The following is a 14923-nucleotide window of genomic DNA, read 5'->3' as shown; positions in this document are numbered from 1 at the left end:
CCCTTTATTTCTTGTGTGGAGATAAAGGGTAAATAAAATCAAAAATATAGCGTCTGCTCAATAGTGAAAAGATACCGCAAAGTATAAGAGCGAAGCGCAATGATCAAGGATGAAAATGATGACCGTACGTAATGATTGGACCCGAGAAGAAATTCAGCAGTTATATGAACAGCCTTTTCTAGATTTGGTCTTTGAAGCACAGCGTATGCATCGCCAACATTTTGCTGCCAATACTGTACAAGTCAGTACCTTATTGTCCATTAAAACAGGCAAATGCCCTGAAGACTGTAAATACTGCTCGCAGTCTGCGCATTATGATTCACAACTAGAAGCTGAAAAACGCATTGCCGTTGAAAAAGTCATTCAAGAGGCCAAAGAAGCTTTAGAATCAGGCTCTTCACGTTTTTGTATGGGCGCTGCATGGCGTAACCCACATGAACGTGATATGCCTTATGTGTTGGAAATGGTACGTGAAGTAAAGGCACTGGGTTTAGAAACCTGTATGACTTTAGGCATGCTGAATCAATCTCAGGCAGAGCGTTTAAAAGATGCTGGCTTGGACTATTACAATCACAACCTCGACACGTCGCGTGAATATTATCCTAATGTGATCAGCACTCGCAGCTTTGACGATCGTTTAAATACCTTAGACATTGTGCGTCAAACTGGTATGAAAGTGTGTAGTGGCGGTATTGTTGGTTTAGGTGAAGACACCCAAGACCGTATTGGTTTATTGCATGAATTGGCGACATTGCCATTACACCCTGAATCTGTGCCGATCAATATGTTAGTGCCGATTGAAGGTACACCGTTGGCTGAAGTAGAAAAACTAGATGTGATTGAGTGGATTCGTACCATTGCGGTTGCGCGTATTATTATGCCAAACAGTTACATTCGTTTATCAGCAGGGCGTGAATCATTGTCAGATTCAGATCAGGCTTTGGCCTTTATGGCAGGTGCAAACTCTTTATTTTCAGGTGAAAAGTTACTCACTACACCAAATGCAGGCGAAGGCAAAGACAAACAACTATTCCAAAAATTAGGTTTAGTCCCAGAACGTGCCAAACCAACCGTTGCAGAATTATCTGTAGATGCAATGGCAGTGGCTTAAGCCGCTTTTAAAAAAAATATTAAGTTTTGATGTTAGTAAATTAAATAAGAATCATGTGATATGGCAAAAGATTTTCACAGTGCAAACGTGGTTGCAGGCTATGACAGTCATATTCGGAAACTCATTCCTGGCTATGAATTGGTACATCAGCAACTCAATGCGATTTTAAGCAGTCATTTGCCTGAAAATGCACAGCTTTTAGTAGTGGGTTGTGGCACAGGTTATGAGTTGCAGTATTTGTTGCAGCAGCATCCGCAGTGGCAATTTAGCGCAATCGACCCATCTTTAAGTATGTTGCACCAGGCAGAAAAAAATATTCAGTCTGTGGCAGGGTATGAACGTGTCCGTTTTATACAGGCAGACACGCAGCAATTTGCTCAGCAAGCACAGGTAGAAAACTTGCAGTTTGATGCGGCATTAGCGATTTTGGTGGCGCATTTTGTACCTGTGGCAGAAAAAAAATCATTCTTTCAAGATATTTACCAAACATTAAAACCTAGGGGTATTTTATTAAGCTATGATCTGATGCAGCAGACTGAAAACATTGAACTACGCTGGATGCAAAACTTGGCACTAGAGAGTGGTTTAACCGTGCTACAGGCAGAAAAAATGATTGCACGACTGGCCGATGATTTTCATTTAATTTCTGCAGAAGCACAGCAGTCATTACTCACTCAAGTGGGTTTTAGACAGTCTAAGACCTATTGTCAAATTATGAATTATTATGGTTTTTTTGCGCAAAAATAGGTTATAAATAATGTGATTTAACTATTAATCTTAATGCTGCGAGCAGCACTCTAAATCGTATCCATATAAAAATATTCGTATCAGGGAAAGAGGAAAAAATGTCAGCATATTACACTTTACTTAACCGTGAACAGCATGCAGATGGAAGCTGCACTACGCACTATCGTTCCAATATTCATGCACAAGGTGCGTGGAATCCGCATGAGCAGCACATGGCACCTGCAACGGGTATTTTATGTGCAGAACTAGAACAGTTTATGCCACGTGATGATATGCGAATTGGTCGGGTCAGTTTAGATATTTTTGGCTTAATTGCTGCTGGGGAGTTTACGATCACTACCCGTATGATTCGTCCAGGCAAAACCATTGAACTGATTGAAGCTGAAATGTGTGCCGAAGGGAAAACCTGTATTGTGGCGCGCGCATGGAAAATGAAAACCTCAGACACACGTGCAATTGCAGGGCTAGAAGACTTACCTGTAGAAAACCCTGAATATTTGGCCAATTGGGATGGTATGCGTTGCTGGCCGGGAGGCTATATTCAAAGTATTGAAACCCGAGCACATTTAGACCGTCGTGCAGGCAAGGGCATTGTCTGGCTAAGAAACCAATTGGAAATGGTTGAAAATCAAGCTACATCTAGTTTTGTTCGTTTAATGGGCATGGTAGATACCGCCAATGGGGTCGTACCACGTCTAGATCCAAATGAAGGTTGGGGTTTTCCAAACTTGGATTTACAAATTCATTTACATCGTTTACCGCAAGGCGAATGGTTGGGCTTGGAAGTGACACAACAATATGGTGAAGATGGAATCGGGCTGACCAGCGGAATTTTGCATGATACCCAAGGCCCATTTGGGCGTAGTGAGCAGATTTTAACTTTGCGTCAATTTTAAAATTGATGCGCGCTTAAACAAAAACATCAGGACGAATTGCTTCGTCCTTTTTTTATTGGCATGCTTGAGCAAATTACTTCACTTAAAAAGTTTATGCGTATTAGTTTGATTGGTGCAGGCCGTGTTGCACACCATTTGTCCCATGTTTTAAAAGCACAGCATCAAATTGTGCAAATTTATAGCCGCAGTCTGGACAAGGCACAGCACTTGGCTACGCAAGTTGGTGCAGCAGCAATTGCGCAAGTTTCTGAATTAAATGCAGAAGTTGATTTGGTGATTATTGCTGTAAGTGATCAGGCCATTGCACAGGTGATTCAGGATATTCATCCTTATTTAAGCCATGCTTTGGTTGTGCACACTTCAGGCAGTACCAAGTTAGATGTTTTGCAACAACATCATGCGCGTTCAGGGGTGTTTTATCCTTTACAAACTTTTAGTTTGGAGCGTGAAATTGATTGGTCACAAACGCCATTATTTATAGAAGCTGTATTTTCCGAAGATCAGCAGGTTTTATTCAATTTGGCAAATAGCCTAAGTAGTCGTGTTTATGCCTACACTTCAGAGCAGCGTTTGAGTTTGCATTTAGCTGCCGTATTTGCTTGCAATTTTAGTAATTATTGTTATGACATGGCTAAACAAGTGGTGGATGCAAAACAAGTGGATTTCAGCTTGCTGTACCCCTTAATTTTGGAAACTGCACACAAAGCCACACAAAATGAGCCTCGTCACATGCAAACAGGGCCTGCCATGCGTGGTGATCAAAATATTTTAAAGATGCATCAGGACTTGTTGGCAGCGGGGCAGCAACATGCACTTGCCGAAGTTTATGCGCTTATGAGCCAACAGATTTTAGAACGACATCAATCTTAGTCGTTTCTTAGTCAGTCTTTTGGATTTATGCCATAAAACTAACCCAGATAAAAAAATGCTTCCGAATGGAAGCATTTTTTTGTTGTAGAAATTAGCTGATTTTCTTGAAGATAAAGTCGTTAATTTTATGGCCCGCTTCAATTCCACGACGTTCAAATTTGGTTTGTGGACGCCATTCAGGGCGAGGGTAGCTATTGCCTTTACCTGCCAAGTTTTCTAAACGTGGGCGATTGTCCAATACATCTAGCATCCATTCAGCATACGGTTCCCAGTCAGTTGCTGCATGGAATGTACCGCCTAGCGCTAGTTTTTGTTCGACCAATTCCATGCGTTCATGGGCAACAAAACGGCGTTTGAAGTGACGTTTTTTCTGCCATGGATCAGGGAAGTAGAGTTGAACAGTATCAATGCTGTTGTCTGGCATTTCACGAAGGACTTGAATGGCGTCTGCATCCAAGACACGTAAGTTGCTTAAACCCGCTGTGCCTGCTTCATAAACGCACTGTGCAATCCCTGGAATATGGACTTCAATACCGACAAAGTTACGCTCAGGATTGGCTTGAGCCATCAGTACCAAAGAACGACCCATACCAAAACCAATTTCTACTGTCAGTGGGCGTTCAGGGTGTTCAAAGTGCTGACGTAAATCGCCAACAGGGTATTCCAAAATTAAGTGACCGTATTGTTCCAAGGCACTACGCTGTGACGTATTCAATGGTGATGAACGGCGCATGAACGTTACAATTTCACGATGCTCGTTGAGGTTGTCCAGCTCGACAACGTGCTGGTCTAATTGATCGTTCGACATAATTCTGGCAAATCTAATAAATTCGAATGCGGTATTTTAAGTCCTGAGCCATTGAAGTCAAATTTTTTCGCTGATTTTCCGCAGTGAGCCTTATTTTGTAAATACATCGGATTTATCTTGCATACAAAAATGCTGAATCATCAAGATTCAGCATTAAATTAATTGGCATCCAAACTGTTAAGTAATTATGAATGAGCACTGTATTGATCAATTAAGGTATGACTGGCTTCATTCAAACCAATAATATGCACTTTAATCTGTTGATCTTTAAATTTTTTCACCACAGTATTGAGCATATTTACCGAAGTAATATCCCAAATATGGGCATGGGTTAAATCAATGGTGACATTGCTGATGTCTTCTGAAAAATCAAAAAACTGATAAAACTTTTCAGAACTGCTAAAGAAAACTTGCCCTGAAATGACATATTGGCGGGTATGTTCACCCAATAAAAATGAGCTGACTTTAACTTCGCTTTCCAGTTTATTGACCAAAAATAATGCCGAAAGCAACACGCCAATAAAAACACCTAAAGCAAGGTTATGGGTGGCTAAGACTACAATCACCACGGCCAGCATAACAATATTGCTTTGTTTGGGGTGCTTCTTAAAGTTGCGGATGGAATCCCAGTTAAAGGTGGTAAATGACACCATAATCATGATTGCAACCAAGGCCGCCATTGGAATATAAGCCAGCCAGTCTTTTAAAAACACCACCAAACACAGTAAAAATACACCAGCAGTCAGTGTGGAAAGGCGTGTACGTGCGCCAGAGCTGACGTTAATAATCGATTGTCCAATCATGGCACAGCCTGCCATTCCGCCCATAAAGCCACTTACTATATTGGCATAGCCTTGACCACGACATTCCTGATGTCGGTCACCTTCTGTGCCTGTGGCTTCATTTACAATGGTGGTGGTCATCATGGTTTCTAATAAACCCACCGTAGCTAAAGTAATGGCATAAGGAAAAATAATTGATAAAGTTTCAAAATTGAGAGGAATATCTGGTATTAAAAATATAGGTAAGGTATCTGGAAATTGTCCCAAATCATTTACGGTTCGCATATCTGTACCAAGCAATAATGCAACAACACTTAGCACAATAATGCAGACCAAAGGTGAGGGGATGCTTTTACCAATTTTAGGGATATACGGAAACAGATACACGACCGCTAAACCCAAACCTACAAATAAATAGCCTAAGCTATCCATTTGTGATAATTCAGGCAGTTGTGCCACAAAAATTAAAATTGCCAGCGCATTTACAAAGCCATATACCACCGACTGTGATACAAAACGCATGAGTTTAGCGACTTTGAAGTAACCTGCGATTACCTGAATAATGCCTGTGAGTACTGTCGCAGCCAGTAAATATTGCAGGCCGTGCTCTTTTACCAAGGTAATCATCAGCAATGCCATTGCCCCTGTTGCTGCAGAAATCATGGCAGTACGACCACCAAAGAAAGCAATCGTAACCGCAATACAAAATGAGGCATATAAACCGACTTGTGGGTCGACACCTGCAATTGCAGAAAAAGCAATTGATTCAGGAATCAGCGCCAAGCCAACCACTAATCCTGCCAATACATCGGTACGGATATTGGAAAACCATTCTTCTTTTTTCAGGCTAATCACAATCAAAATTTCATGAAACTTTAAAGGGCTGTATGTTAAAACATCTTTAGATAAAAAAGCAGGTTAAACAGACTTGAAAAAGCCTTTCGTTTGCAGGATAGTCAAAGCGTAAGAACTTTTAAAACATTTATGCTTTTTTGCAATTTATAGGTTCAATCACTTGCAAGTTGATGCCAAGCGATTTACAACAGAGATAGTTATATAACAAGGATCAAATATGAAGCTTTATTATTCCCCTGGTGCAAGCTCTTTGGCAGCCCATATTATTTTAAATGAAGTCAATGTCGATTTTGATATAGAACGTGTGGATTTAAAAACCCATAAAACAGAAAAGGGTGTGGATTATTACGAAATTAATCCAAAGGGTTATGTGCCTGCTTTAGAAATTAACCCGGGTTTAATTTTGACTGAAAATGTTGCACTTTTACCATTTTTGGCGCAGCAAGACCCTAAGCAAGATTTAATTCCGCCATCAGGTTTAGGGCGTGCGAAAGTTTTAGAATGGTTAGGATATCTCAACTCAGAATTACATGATGCCTACGCAGTATTTTTTGGTGCGCCTTTAGATGCAGAAGCCAAAGAAAAAGCCTATGCAGAAATTGATCGTTTATTAACGTATATTGATCAAGCCATTGCGGCATCAGATCATGAGTATTTAGTAGATGATAATTTTGGCCCTGCCGATGCGTATTTATTTGTGATCACCAACTGGTCAAACTATATCGAGCATGATTTAACCCCATATAGCCATGTGGTAGAAATTCGTAATAAAGTGGCCGCACGTCAGTCGGTACAAATTGCGATGCGTGATGAAGGTTTAATTCCTTAATTGGTTTTAAGCACTAAAATCACATAATAAAAAAGACGTTAAGTACTCACTTAACGTCTTTTTTATTTGGCTGACACGGCTTATTTAAAGAAATAACCCGTTTCAGGCGAGCTGGCATTGGCCATACGTTTACGTGGCATACGGCCTGCTAAATAAGCTTCACGGCCTGCTTCAACCGCTTTACGCATAGCAGAAGCCATCAATACAGGGTTTTGTGCTGCTGCAATTGCAGTGTTCATGAGTACGCCATCACAGCCTAATTCCATGGCAATCGCTGCATCACTGGCTGTACCTACACCTGCATCCACCAATACTGGCACTTTGGCATTTTCTTTAATAATAGAAATAGTGTGTGGGTTTAAAATACCCAATCCAGAACCGATCAAGCTACCCAATGGCATAATGGCCACACAACCCATGCTTTCCAGTTCTTGTGCCACAATTGGGTCGTCTGATGTGTAGACCATGATCTCAAAACCATCGTCAATCAGCGTACGCGCAGCTTTTAATGTTTCGGTGATATTTGGATAGAGTGTTTTTTCATCACCCAATACTTCCAGTTTTACCAAGTTGTGACCATCGAGCAATTCACGCGCTAGCATACAAGTACGCACGGCACTATTGGCATCGAAACAGCCCGCGGTGTTGGGCAAAATGGTGTATTTTTCAGGTGGAATCACTGAAAGTAAATTGGGTTGATCAGGATGTTGCCCAATGTTTACACGACGAATGGCAACCGTGACAATTTCTGCGCCACTGGCTTGAATCGCCAAATCAGTTTCGGTTAAATCTTTATATTTTCCCGTACCCACCAACAAACGTGAATTAAAGGTACGTGAACCGATTTTAAATGTATCTTGCATGGGTGCTCCAGATTAGCCGCCACCAACGGCATGAATAATTTCAATGCGGTCTTCATCGCAAATAGGGGTTTCGGCAAGTTTGCTTTTGGCAATAATTTTCTCATTTTGCTCGACTGCAAAGCGTTTGCCTTCTAGGTCTAATGCTTGAATGAGTTGCAGCAGCGTTGTATGAGTGGTCTGTTGTGCTTCGCCATTCAGATAAATTTGCATGACAGAGAGTCCATTTTAAAATTGCTAAAATACATACACTTTATTTGGCATATTTCATGGCTTGCCACGCTAAGCTTAGCCAGCCTGCAATCATGAGTGCGCCACCAATCGGGGTAATCATGCCCAAGCCACGGACTAAATCCAATGCCATGATATAGAGTGAACCGCAGAAAAATAAAATGCCGAGCTGAATGAGAATAAAACTGGCTTTAATAGGAAGTTGTGGAATCACTTTGGCCAATATGCTCAATGCTAAAAGTCCAAGGGCATGATAGAAAAAATAATCTGTTGCAGTTTGCCACCAAAGCAATTGCGCTTCAGTTACGCGGGCCTTTAAGCCATGTGCACCAAATGCACCGAGCATGACTGCTATGGCTAAATTCAGGGCAGAAATTGCAATCCACATACGCAAATTGACCTATTTAATTTTGCGCTTAACCTTAGCACATTTTTAGGGGCGGGAAAATCTGAGATTTGCCTGCCTGAATGTAGCTGTACCAATCAAAGACAATAAAAAAGGGCAGACTGCCCAATTTTATTTGATGCTTATTTTTCGCCTATAGCTCAAGCCATTTATGAAATGTAAAAAGACTTTAATCAGTTAGATGACATTGCCACTTTAATTTTTTCCATAGCATTTTTTTCAAGCTGACGAATTCGCTCTGCAGAAACATTATATTCTGCCGCCAATTCATGTAAGGTAGATTTATCATCATCCAACCAGCGACGTTGTAAAATATTACGTGAACGATCATCCAACTGTTCCATAGCTTCATGCAGAGCAGAGGTGCTTTGTTCTTCGTAATCTTCGTTTTCAACCAAACGTGCAGGGTCGTAACGGTTATCTTCTAAATACAGCGCAGGTGCAACATAGGTTGAACCTTCATCGTCATCATCACCTTGTGCTTCAAATGCAGCATCATAAGCGGTTAAACGACCTTCCATTTCCAAAACTTGTTCAGCGGTCACATTTAAATCATTGGCAATAGATTGCGCTTCTTCTAGCGTCAATTTTTTGCTGGATTTTTTGAGGCTACGCAAATTAAAGAATAATTTACGTTGCGCCTTGGTCGTGGCAATTTTGACAATACGCCAGTTACGAATTACATATTCGTGAATTTCAGCTTTAATCCAGTGCACGGCAAAGGACACTAAGCGTACACCCATATTAGGGTCAAAGCGTTTTACCGCTTTCATTAAGCCTAAGTTGCCTTCTTGAATTAAATCACCCTGTGGTAAACCATAACCCGCATAACTACGTGCAATATGCACAACAAAACGTAAATGTGACATGACCAACATTTTGGCTGCGTCTAAATCTTGATCGTAATAATAACGTTCGGCTAACTCTTTTTCTTGTTCAGCCGTTAAAATTGGAATTTGGTTAACAGTACTAATATAAGCCCCGAGATTTACACCTGGTGCAGATAATGACAGGGGCATCAACTGATTGCTGCTGTCACTCATGAGATCTCCTTATAGGATTGGGTGGGTAAAATAACCGATGTCTTTATCTTAATGCCAATATTCTACTTAAATAAGGAAAATTGGTGTAGATATGTAAATCTTTATACGATAAAGGGCTAGGTATAATGGTGTTAAAATGGATGCACAATCAATAAGATTGACTAATCACGTAGCATTTGGCTTGGCAACATGAATCACATAATGAAACTCGTTTGCCGAAATTTGACTGGCTGTACACTGGTATTGATGCAACTGACAATAACGTGTGACATCCTGCTGGCTATGTGGGTCAGAAGACTTAAGTAAAAATAGAACAGCATCTGAATTTTTAAGTGCACGTTTCAACATCAGTAAGGGCATTGGACAGGGTTGTCCCATAGCATCAATTACAGTGGTGGGGGGTACAGAATCACACAGCATTGCGGTATAAATTCGCCTTAAAAAACAGAACGATCATACTAGCAAACTTGGCAGGAAATCCCAAATAAATTTCATCTGAAATAGAATGTTAGTCAATGTTTGGAGTGTAAATAAAATAAGGAGATTTTAGTGCATTATTTTATGCAACATTTTTGACATATTTGACCGATCAAAATAGTGCTAAGTCACTTATCAGAAATAAAATTTTCCCAACTGTTCAAATCATTTCAATCTGAACAAGATAAATCAAAAAAAATCTATTAATTGTCATAAACCCGTGTTAAGCTCGATGCGTATTTAGGATTTTAGATAGACAATTGTTGTTTGTCGCCCTATTACAAATGGATGTAACCGGGATTTTGTTAATAGTTATACAGAATGATTACAAGCTTAGAAATAAAAATATTTTTAAACTTTGTTTGCTCTGCTGTTTGCAACACCGGGTGGTCCTTCTTTTTAATCAATGAGGATTAACTTATGACAGCTCGTGAACAAGGCGTAGTTAAATGGTTCAACGACACTAAAGGTTTTGGCTTTATTCAACGCAATGGCGGTGACGACGTATTCGTTCACTTCCGTGCGATTCAAGGTGAAGGCCACCGTTCACTTCGTGACGGTCAACGTGTTGAATTCAGCGTAGTTAAAGGCCAAAAAGGCTTCCAAGCTGAAGAAGTACAGCCACTAGACTAATCACTCGATTATTCTAAAAAAGACGCTCCAATACTGATTGGGGCGTTTTTTGTTTGTATTTCTGTTTATAATAGGTCAGTTTTTTGTCAGAAAAAGTTCGAGCGCATATTTATGTCATCTGGTTTTGAAACCTTAAATTTACATCCGCAATTGAAACAGGCTATTGATGCTTTAGGTTTCAAGGAAATGACGCCTATTCAACAAAAGGTTTTAAAATTTACTTTGGCTGGACATGATGCCATTGGTCGCGCGCAAACAGGTACAGGAAAAACAGCTGCCTTTTTAATTAGCGTCATTAACGATTTATTAAATAACCCAATTCAGACTCAGCGCTACCGTGGTGAGCCTAGAGCTTTAATTTTAGCCCCTACGCGCGAATTGGCTTTGCAAATTGAAAGTGATGCAAAAGAATTAACCAAATTTACCAATTTAAATGTGGTGACTTTGTTGGGCGGTGTGGATTTTGATAAGCAAAAAGCACAGCTCGATAAAAACTTTGTTGACATTATTGTGGCAACACCAGGACGTTTGATTGATTTTGTAGAACAAAAAGAAGTCTGGCTAGATCAGATTGAGTTTTTAGTGATTGATGAAGCTGACCGTTTGTTAGACATGGGCTTTATTCCATCAGTTAAGCGGATTGTGCGTTATTCACCACGTAAGGAACAGCGTCAGACTTTAATGTTCTCTGCGACCTTTAGCTATGACGTGTTGAACTTGGCTCAACAGTGGTTATTTGAACCTGTTACAGTCGAAATTGAGCCTGAAAAGAAAACCAATGCCGATGTAGAGCAACGTGTTTATATGGTCGCAAAAACCGATAAATACAAATTGCTCGAAGATATTTTGCGTGACGAGCCAATTGAAAAAGTTATGATATTTGCCAACCGCCGTGATCAGGTGCGTAAGTTATATGACCATTTGAAACGAGATGGTTATAAAGTGGTGATGTTGTCAGGTGAAATTGCCCAAGACAAACGCCTAAAAATGCTGGATCAGTTTAAAAATGGTAAACATAACATCATGATTGCAACAGACGTTGCAGGGCGTGGTATTCATGTCGATGGTGTATCGCATGTGGTGAATTTTACTTTACCCGAACAGTCAGATGATTACGTACACCGTATTGGTCGTACAGGGCGTGCAGGTACACGTGGTGTCAGTATTAGCTTCTTATCGGAAGATGATGCGTTTTACTTGCCTGAAATTGAAAAAGCCATTGGGCAAAAATTACCGCTTACACGTCTAGATGGGTATTGCTAATCTGCACTTTGCTAGTCAGAACAATTGTTTGATCTGGCCAAAGTCCAAAAATATAAAAAAGTCGCTCTACAATTGAGCGACTTTTTTCTTTATAGATAAATTTTTTAGTTGACCATCAAATTGATTGATGTTGATACAACTTATTTTGCCTGACATCTAAATGTCAGAACAGTTTGGTAGTCATCATCACGGGCAATATCGGTATTACGACCTGCAATAGTGCCAAGCACAGTGGCTGCAGCCTGAATCATCTGTCCTGTTTGTTCATCGACCACTCCTTTGAGCGCACCGTTGTAGTTGGTCTTTTCATCTACCAACACAGGGGTAGCACGACTACCGCAGGTTTTATTGGCAGCACTAATGGCATTATTCTTGGCAATAATATTGGACTTACCTAAGCCTGTAACCTCATACAAGTTGTTTTCTTTTTGAATGGCAAGTGAGTTGTTGGGTGTGGTAGCACAGGCAGTGAGGAAAGCGAATCCTACAAGGCTAGAGAGGGCTAGTATTTTTTTCATATCAACCTCGAAATTAAAAACGTATGCATACGGAGACTTTTAAATATCTTTCATTTAATTTTCTGGTTAGCCTTTATGCAGGCATGAATTAGAATGAAAAATAAGGCTTTGATCAAGTTGAGCATATTCTGTAGTGCTTTGAATGAAGACTTTGTATAAAAAATGCAGTTGTCTGTATGGATTACATTGAGATTGTCTTGACCCAAGAGATTGCAAATTACACGTACGAAATAGCGCAAAATTTTGAGTTTATGCTAATCTTAACTGAGCTTTTTGAAATAGTTATATAAGTCAATGACGGATACAGTGGCAGAAATCGTTCATCAACACATTCATCAACGCCAATCAATCGGGCAGTTGGTTGAGCCAGCACCGAATGCTGCTCAGCTTGAAATGGCATTTCAGGCGGCTTTAACCGCACCCGATCATCATCGTCTAAAACCTACACGTTTTGTGGTGATTGCTGCTGAACAGCGTGCAGCTTTTGGTGAGCTACTTTCTCAAGCTTTGGCAGATATGGGCGAAACAGATGCGATTCAATTGGAACGGGTTAAACAGCACCCGTTTCGTGCGCCCATGTTGGTGCTGGCTTTAACACAGTTTCAAAACCATGCAAAAGTGCCGCATTTTGAGCAGACTTTAAGTACAGGGGCTGCTGTGCAGAATTTTTTACTGTCTTTACAGGCACAGGGCTTTGCTAGCATGTGGCGTAGCGGGGCAGTTGTAGAATCAAATTTACTCAAGCAAGCGCTTAACTTAAATCCAGATGACTTAATTTCGGGCATTATTTATGTGGGAACTGCAGCCAAAGCCATTCCTGCGCGTGCTGAATTAAATACACAAGCTTACGTGAGCTATTGGAACGCATAAGTTTTATTTTTAGGATATAACAATAATGTCAGAATTAAATTTTGCCGATTTGGTCGAACCTGTTGTGGTAGATCGTAAAACTGCACTGCGCATTACAGTTTTGGGTGGTGGTAGTTTTGGTACAGCTATGGCCAACACCGCTGTGCGTAACGGTTGCGATACCATGATCTGGATTCGTGATGAAGCGACTGCCAAAGAAATAAATGAAACGCATATTAACCGACGTTATTTACCTGACTTTAATTTAGAACAGGGTTTAAGAGCTGTTTCGGATTTGGAAACCGCAGTACGTGACCGTGATATTATTTTAGTGGCAATTCCGAGCCACTCATTCCGTGATGTGCTGCGTCAAATTAAACCTTTTATTAGTGCGCAGGCCGTGGTGTCTTTAACCAAAGGGATTGAAGCCAAAACTTTTAGTTTTATGAGCGATATTATTCGTGAAGAACTGCCTGAAGTGCCTTATGGTGTGCTGTCTGGACCAAACCTAGCCAAAGAAATTGTGGCAGGACAGCCAGCAGGAACGGTTATTGCCAGTCATTCTGAACTGGTGCGTTATGCAGTGCAGCAAGCTTTACACAGTGCTTTATTCCGTGTTTTTGCCAGTGATGATGTCAACGGGGTAGAACTCGGTGGTGCACTTAAAAATATTTATGCAGTCGCAATGGGGATGGCTGCAGCTTATAACGTGGGTGAAAATACCAAGAGTATGATTTTAACTCGTGCATTGGCAGAAATGAGCCGTTTTGCGGTGAAACTTGGTGCAAACCCGTTGACCTTCCTCGGCTTGTCGGGGGTTGGAGATTTATTTGCGACCTGTAGTAGCCCGCTGAGTCGTAACTATCAGGTTGGTTATGCTTTGGGTAAAGGTAAAACTTTAGAGCAAGCCACCGAAGAATTGGGACAAACTGCCGAAGGGATTAACACTATTGTTCAGGTGCGGGCACGCTCGAATGAGTTGGATGTATATATGCCGATCACTTGTGCGCTTTATGAAGTGATTTTTGAGGGTGCACCACCGATGACGATTGCTTTGTCTTTAATGAAAAATGGGCATCGTAGCGATGTGGAATTTGTCTTGCCACATCATCAAGTCTAGTTATGGGTTCAATGCTATAAAGTGCTATGACTTGCAAAAACTTGTATGGAATATGACAGTTTGGTGAACTGAATTGTCATATTCTCAGGTTATACTGTGCGTTATATACAACCAGATAAACCTTAAATTTGCGCCACCCAATAAGGAAATAATATGCAACTGACACTTGTTCGCCACGGTGAAGCCGCTCCTGCGGTTATGGGCAATGATCATCAACGTCCATTGACTGAGCGTGGTCATATTCAAGCACAAGAAACAGCAGATTATTTAAAAAATATCATTCAACCTGATGTATTTGTAGTTAGTCCATTGGTGCGTGCACAGGAAACCTTGGCGCATTTACAGCAGTATTTTAAAGATGTACCTGTGGTGGTGTGTAATGCCATTAAACCTGAAGATGATGCAAAAGTGGCAGTAGAATGGTTGTCGCAATTGCCGTATGAGTCGATTGCGGTGGTGTGCCACATGAATGTGGTGGCTTATATGGCCGAGATTTTAACTTTAGAATCGTTTAATCCATATCAATTGGCAGAAGCGCGTATTTATGAACAGGCCGTGATTGCTGCGGGACTTTCAACCCAAATCAAAAGTTTTATTCCAAACGCATAAAATAAATGTATAAAAT

18 protein-coding genes are annotated in these 14923 nt (G+C 40.7%); 10 read left to right on the top strand and 8 right to left on the bottom strand.

All coding sequences use genetic code 11. From position 1 onward, the window contains the following. Positions 1 to 118 precede the first annotated feature (118 nt). The 4 genes from bioB to ACNS8M_RS08715 all read left to right on the top strand — a co-directional run bounded on the left by bioB (position 119) and on the right by ACNS8M_RS08715 (position 3624). The gene (gene bioB / locus ACNS8M_RS08730) at positions 119 to 1111 is read left to right on the top strand and encodes a biotin synthase BioB (protein WP_419225334.1); all 993 of its coding nucleotides are present in this window, start codon (positions 119 to 121) and stop codon (positions 1109 to 1111) included. Positions 1112 to 1171: 60 nt separating this feature from the next. After that, complete coding sequence (locus ACNS8M_RS08725) at positions 1172 to 1858, top strand: class I SAM-dependent methyltransferase (RefSeq protein WP_168461295.1); 687 nt, start codon at positions 1172 to 1174, stop codon at positions 1856 to 1858. A 98-nt stretch (positions 1859 to 1956) separates the two neighbouring features. Next, on the top strand, positions 1957 to 2754 hold the full coding sequence (locus ACNS8M_RS08720; RefSeq protein ID WP_168419157.1) for a thioesterase family protein: 798 nt from the start codon (positions 1957 to 1959) through the stop codon (positions 2752 to 2754). Positions 2755 to 2847: 93 nt separating this feature from the next. Further along, positions 2848 to 3624 carry a Rossmann-like and DUF2520 domain-containing protein gene (locus ACNS8M_RS08715; RefSeq protein WP_168461306.1) on the top strand — a complete coding sequence of 259 codons (777 nt, stop codon included), beginning with the start codon at positions 2848 to 2850 and terminating at the stop codon, positions 3622 to 3624. A gap of 91 nt (positions 3625 to 3715) precedes the next feature. Here the strand turns inward: ACNS8M_RS08715 and trmB are convergent, their stop codons facing one another. Both trmB and ACNS8M_RS08705 read right to left on the bottom strand, forming a co-directional pair. After that, complete coding sequence (trmB, locus tag ACNS8M_RS08710; RefSeq protein WP_168419159.1) at positions 3716 to 4432, bottom strand: tRNA (guanosine(46)-N7)-methyltransferase TrmB; 717 nt, start codon at positions 4430 to 4432, stop codon at positions 3716 to 3718. A 185-nt stretch (positions 4433 to 4617) separates the two neighbouring features. Next, positions 4618 to 6069, bottom strand: a complete 1452-nt coding sequence (locus ACNS8M_RS08705; RefSeq protein ID WP_168542330.1) for a SulP family inorganic anion transporter — start codon at positions 6067 to 6069, stop codon at positions 4618 to 4620. 217 nt (positions 6070 to 6286) lie between these two features. Here ACNS8M_RS08705 and ACNS8M_RS08700 point away from each other — a divergent pair, with 217 nt between their 5' ends. Then, positions 6287 to 6898: a glutathione binding-like protein gene (locus ACNS8M_RS08700; RefSeq protein ID WP_168419162.1), complete on the top strand. Its 612-nt coding sequence runs from the start codon at positions 6287 to 6289 to the stop codon at positions 6896 to 6898. 80 nt (positions 6899 to 6978) lie between these two features. Here the strand turns inward: ACNS8M_RS08700 and ACNS8M_RS08695 are convergent, their stop codons facing one another. The 5 genes from ACNS8M_RS08695 to ACNS8M_RS08675 all read right to left on the bottom strand — a co-directional run bounded on the left by ACNS8M_RS08695 (position 6979) and on the right by ACNS8M_RS08675 (position 9858). Continuing rightward, complete coding sequence (locus tag ACNS8M_RS08695) at positions 6979 to 7761, bottom strand: thiazole synthase (protein ID WP_004971502.1); 783 nt, start codon at positions 7759 to 7761, stop codon at positions 6979 to 6981. A 12-nt stretch (positions 7762 to 7773) separates the two neighbouring features. Then, the gene (gene thiS / locus ACNS8M_RS08690) at positions 7774 to 7971 is read right to left on the bottom strand and encodes a sulfur carrier protein ThiS (RefSeq protein WP_168419164.1); all 198 of its coding nucleotides are present in this window, start codon (positions 7969 to 7971) and stop codon (positions 7774 to 7776) included. A 40-nt stretch (positions 7972 to 8011) separates the two neighbouring features. Then, the gene (locus ACNS8M_RS08685) at positions 8012 to 8377 is read right to left on the bottom strand and encodes a DUF423 domain-containing protein (RefSeq protein WP_419224731.1); all 366 of its coding nucleotides are present in this window, start codon (positions 8375 to 8377) and stop codon (positions 8012 to 8014) included. A 191-nt stretch (positions 8378 to 8568) separates the two neighbouring features. Continuing rightward, positions 8569 to 9438 carry an RNA polymerase sigma factor RpoH gene (gene rpoH / locus ACNS8M_RS08680; RefSeq protein ID WP_004971496.1) on the bottom strand — a complete coding sequence of 290 codons (870 nt, stop codon included), beginning with the start codon at positions 9436 to 9438 and terminating at the stop codon, positions 8569 to 8571. Positions 9439 to 9603: 165 nt separating this feature from the next. Next, positions 9604 to 9858, bottom strand: coding sequence for a sulfurtransferase TusA family protein (locus ACNS8M_RS08675; protein ID WP_168419167.1), 255 nt, complete (start codon positions 9856 to 9858; stop codon positions 9604 to 9606). A 477-nt stretch (positions 9859 to 10335) separates the two neighbouring features. Here ACNS8M_RS08675 and ACNS8M_RS08670 point away from each other — a divergent pair, with 477 nt between their 5' ends. Continuing rightward, positions 10336 to 10548 (top strand): cold-shock protein, encoded by a 213-nt coding sequence (locus ACNS8M_RS08670; protein WP_005177104.1) that lies wholly within the window; start codon positions 10336 to 10338, stop codon positions 10546 to 10548. Positions 10549 to 10659: 111 nt separating this feature from the next. After that, entirely contained in the window at positions 10660 to 11811 is a 1152-nt protein-coding gene (gene rhlB / locus ACNS8M_RS08665) for an ATP-dependent RNA helicase RhlB (RefSeq protein WP_168461784.1), read from the top strand. Positions 11812 to 11951: 140 nt separating this feature from the next. Here rhlB and ACNS8M_RS08660 read toward each other — a convergent pair whose 3' ends face one another. After that, complete coding sequence (locus tag ACNS8M_RS08660; RefSeq protein ID WP_168526356.1) at positions 11952 to 12329, bottom strand: hypothetical protein; 378 nt, start codon at positions 12327 to 12329, stop codon at positions 11952 to 11954. Between the two features lie 294 nt (positions 12330 to 12623). Here ACNS8M_RS08660 and ACNS8M_RS08655 point away from each other — a divergent pair, with 294 nt between their 5' ends. The 3 genes from ACNS8M_RS08655 (at position 12624) to sixA (ending at position 14907) form a co-directional block, all read left to right on the top strand. Then, a complete protein-coding gene (locus ACNS8M_RS08655; protein ID WP_168526354.1) occupies positions 12624 to 13199 on the top strand; it encodes a nitroreductase family protein in 576 nt (191 codons plus the stop codon). Between the two features lie 25 nt (positions 13200 to 13224). Further along, on the top strand, positions 13225 to 14298 hold the full coding sequence (locus tag ACNS8M_RS08650; protein WP_168419171.1) for an NAD(P)H-dependent glycerol-3-phosphate dehydrogenase: 1074 nt from the start codon (positions 13225 to 13227) through the stop codon (positions 14296 to 14298). Between the two features lie 153 nt (positions 14299 to 14451). Next, positions 14452 to 14907: a phosphohistidine phosphatase SixA gene (gene sixA / locus ACNS8M_RS08645; protein WP_168526352.1), complete on the top strand. Its 456-nt coding sequence runs from the start codon at positions 14452 to 14454 to the stop codon at positions 14905 to 14907. Positions 14908 to 14923 lie beyond the last annotated feature (16 nt).

The organism is Acinetobacter sp. A2, from assembly GCF_048537555.1.
Taxonomy (GTDB): Bacteria; Pseudomonadota; Gammaproteobacteria; order Pseudomonadales; family Moraxellaceae; genus Acinetobacter.
The sequence above is the reverse complement of the archived record's forward strand: the minus strand, read 5'-3'. Positions and strand labels throughout refer to the sequence as shown.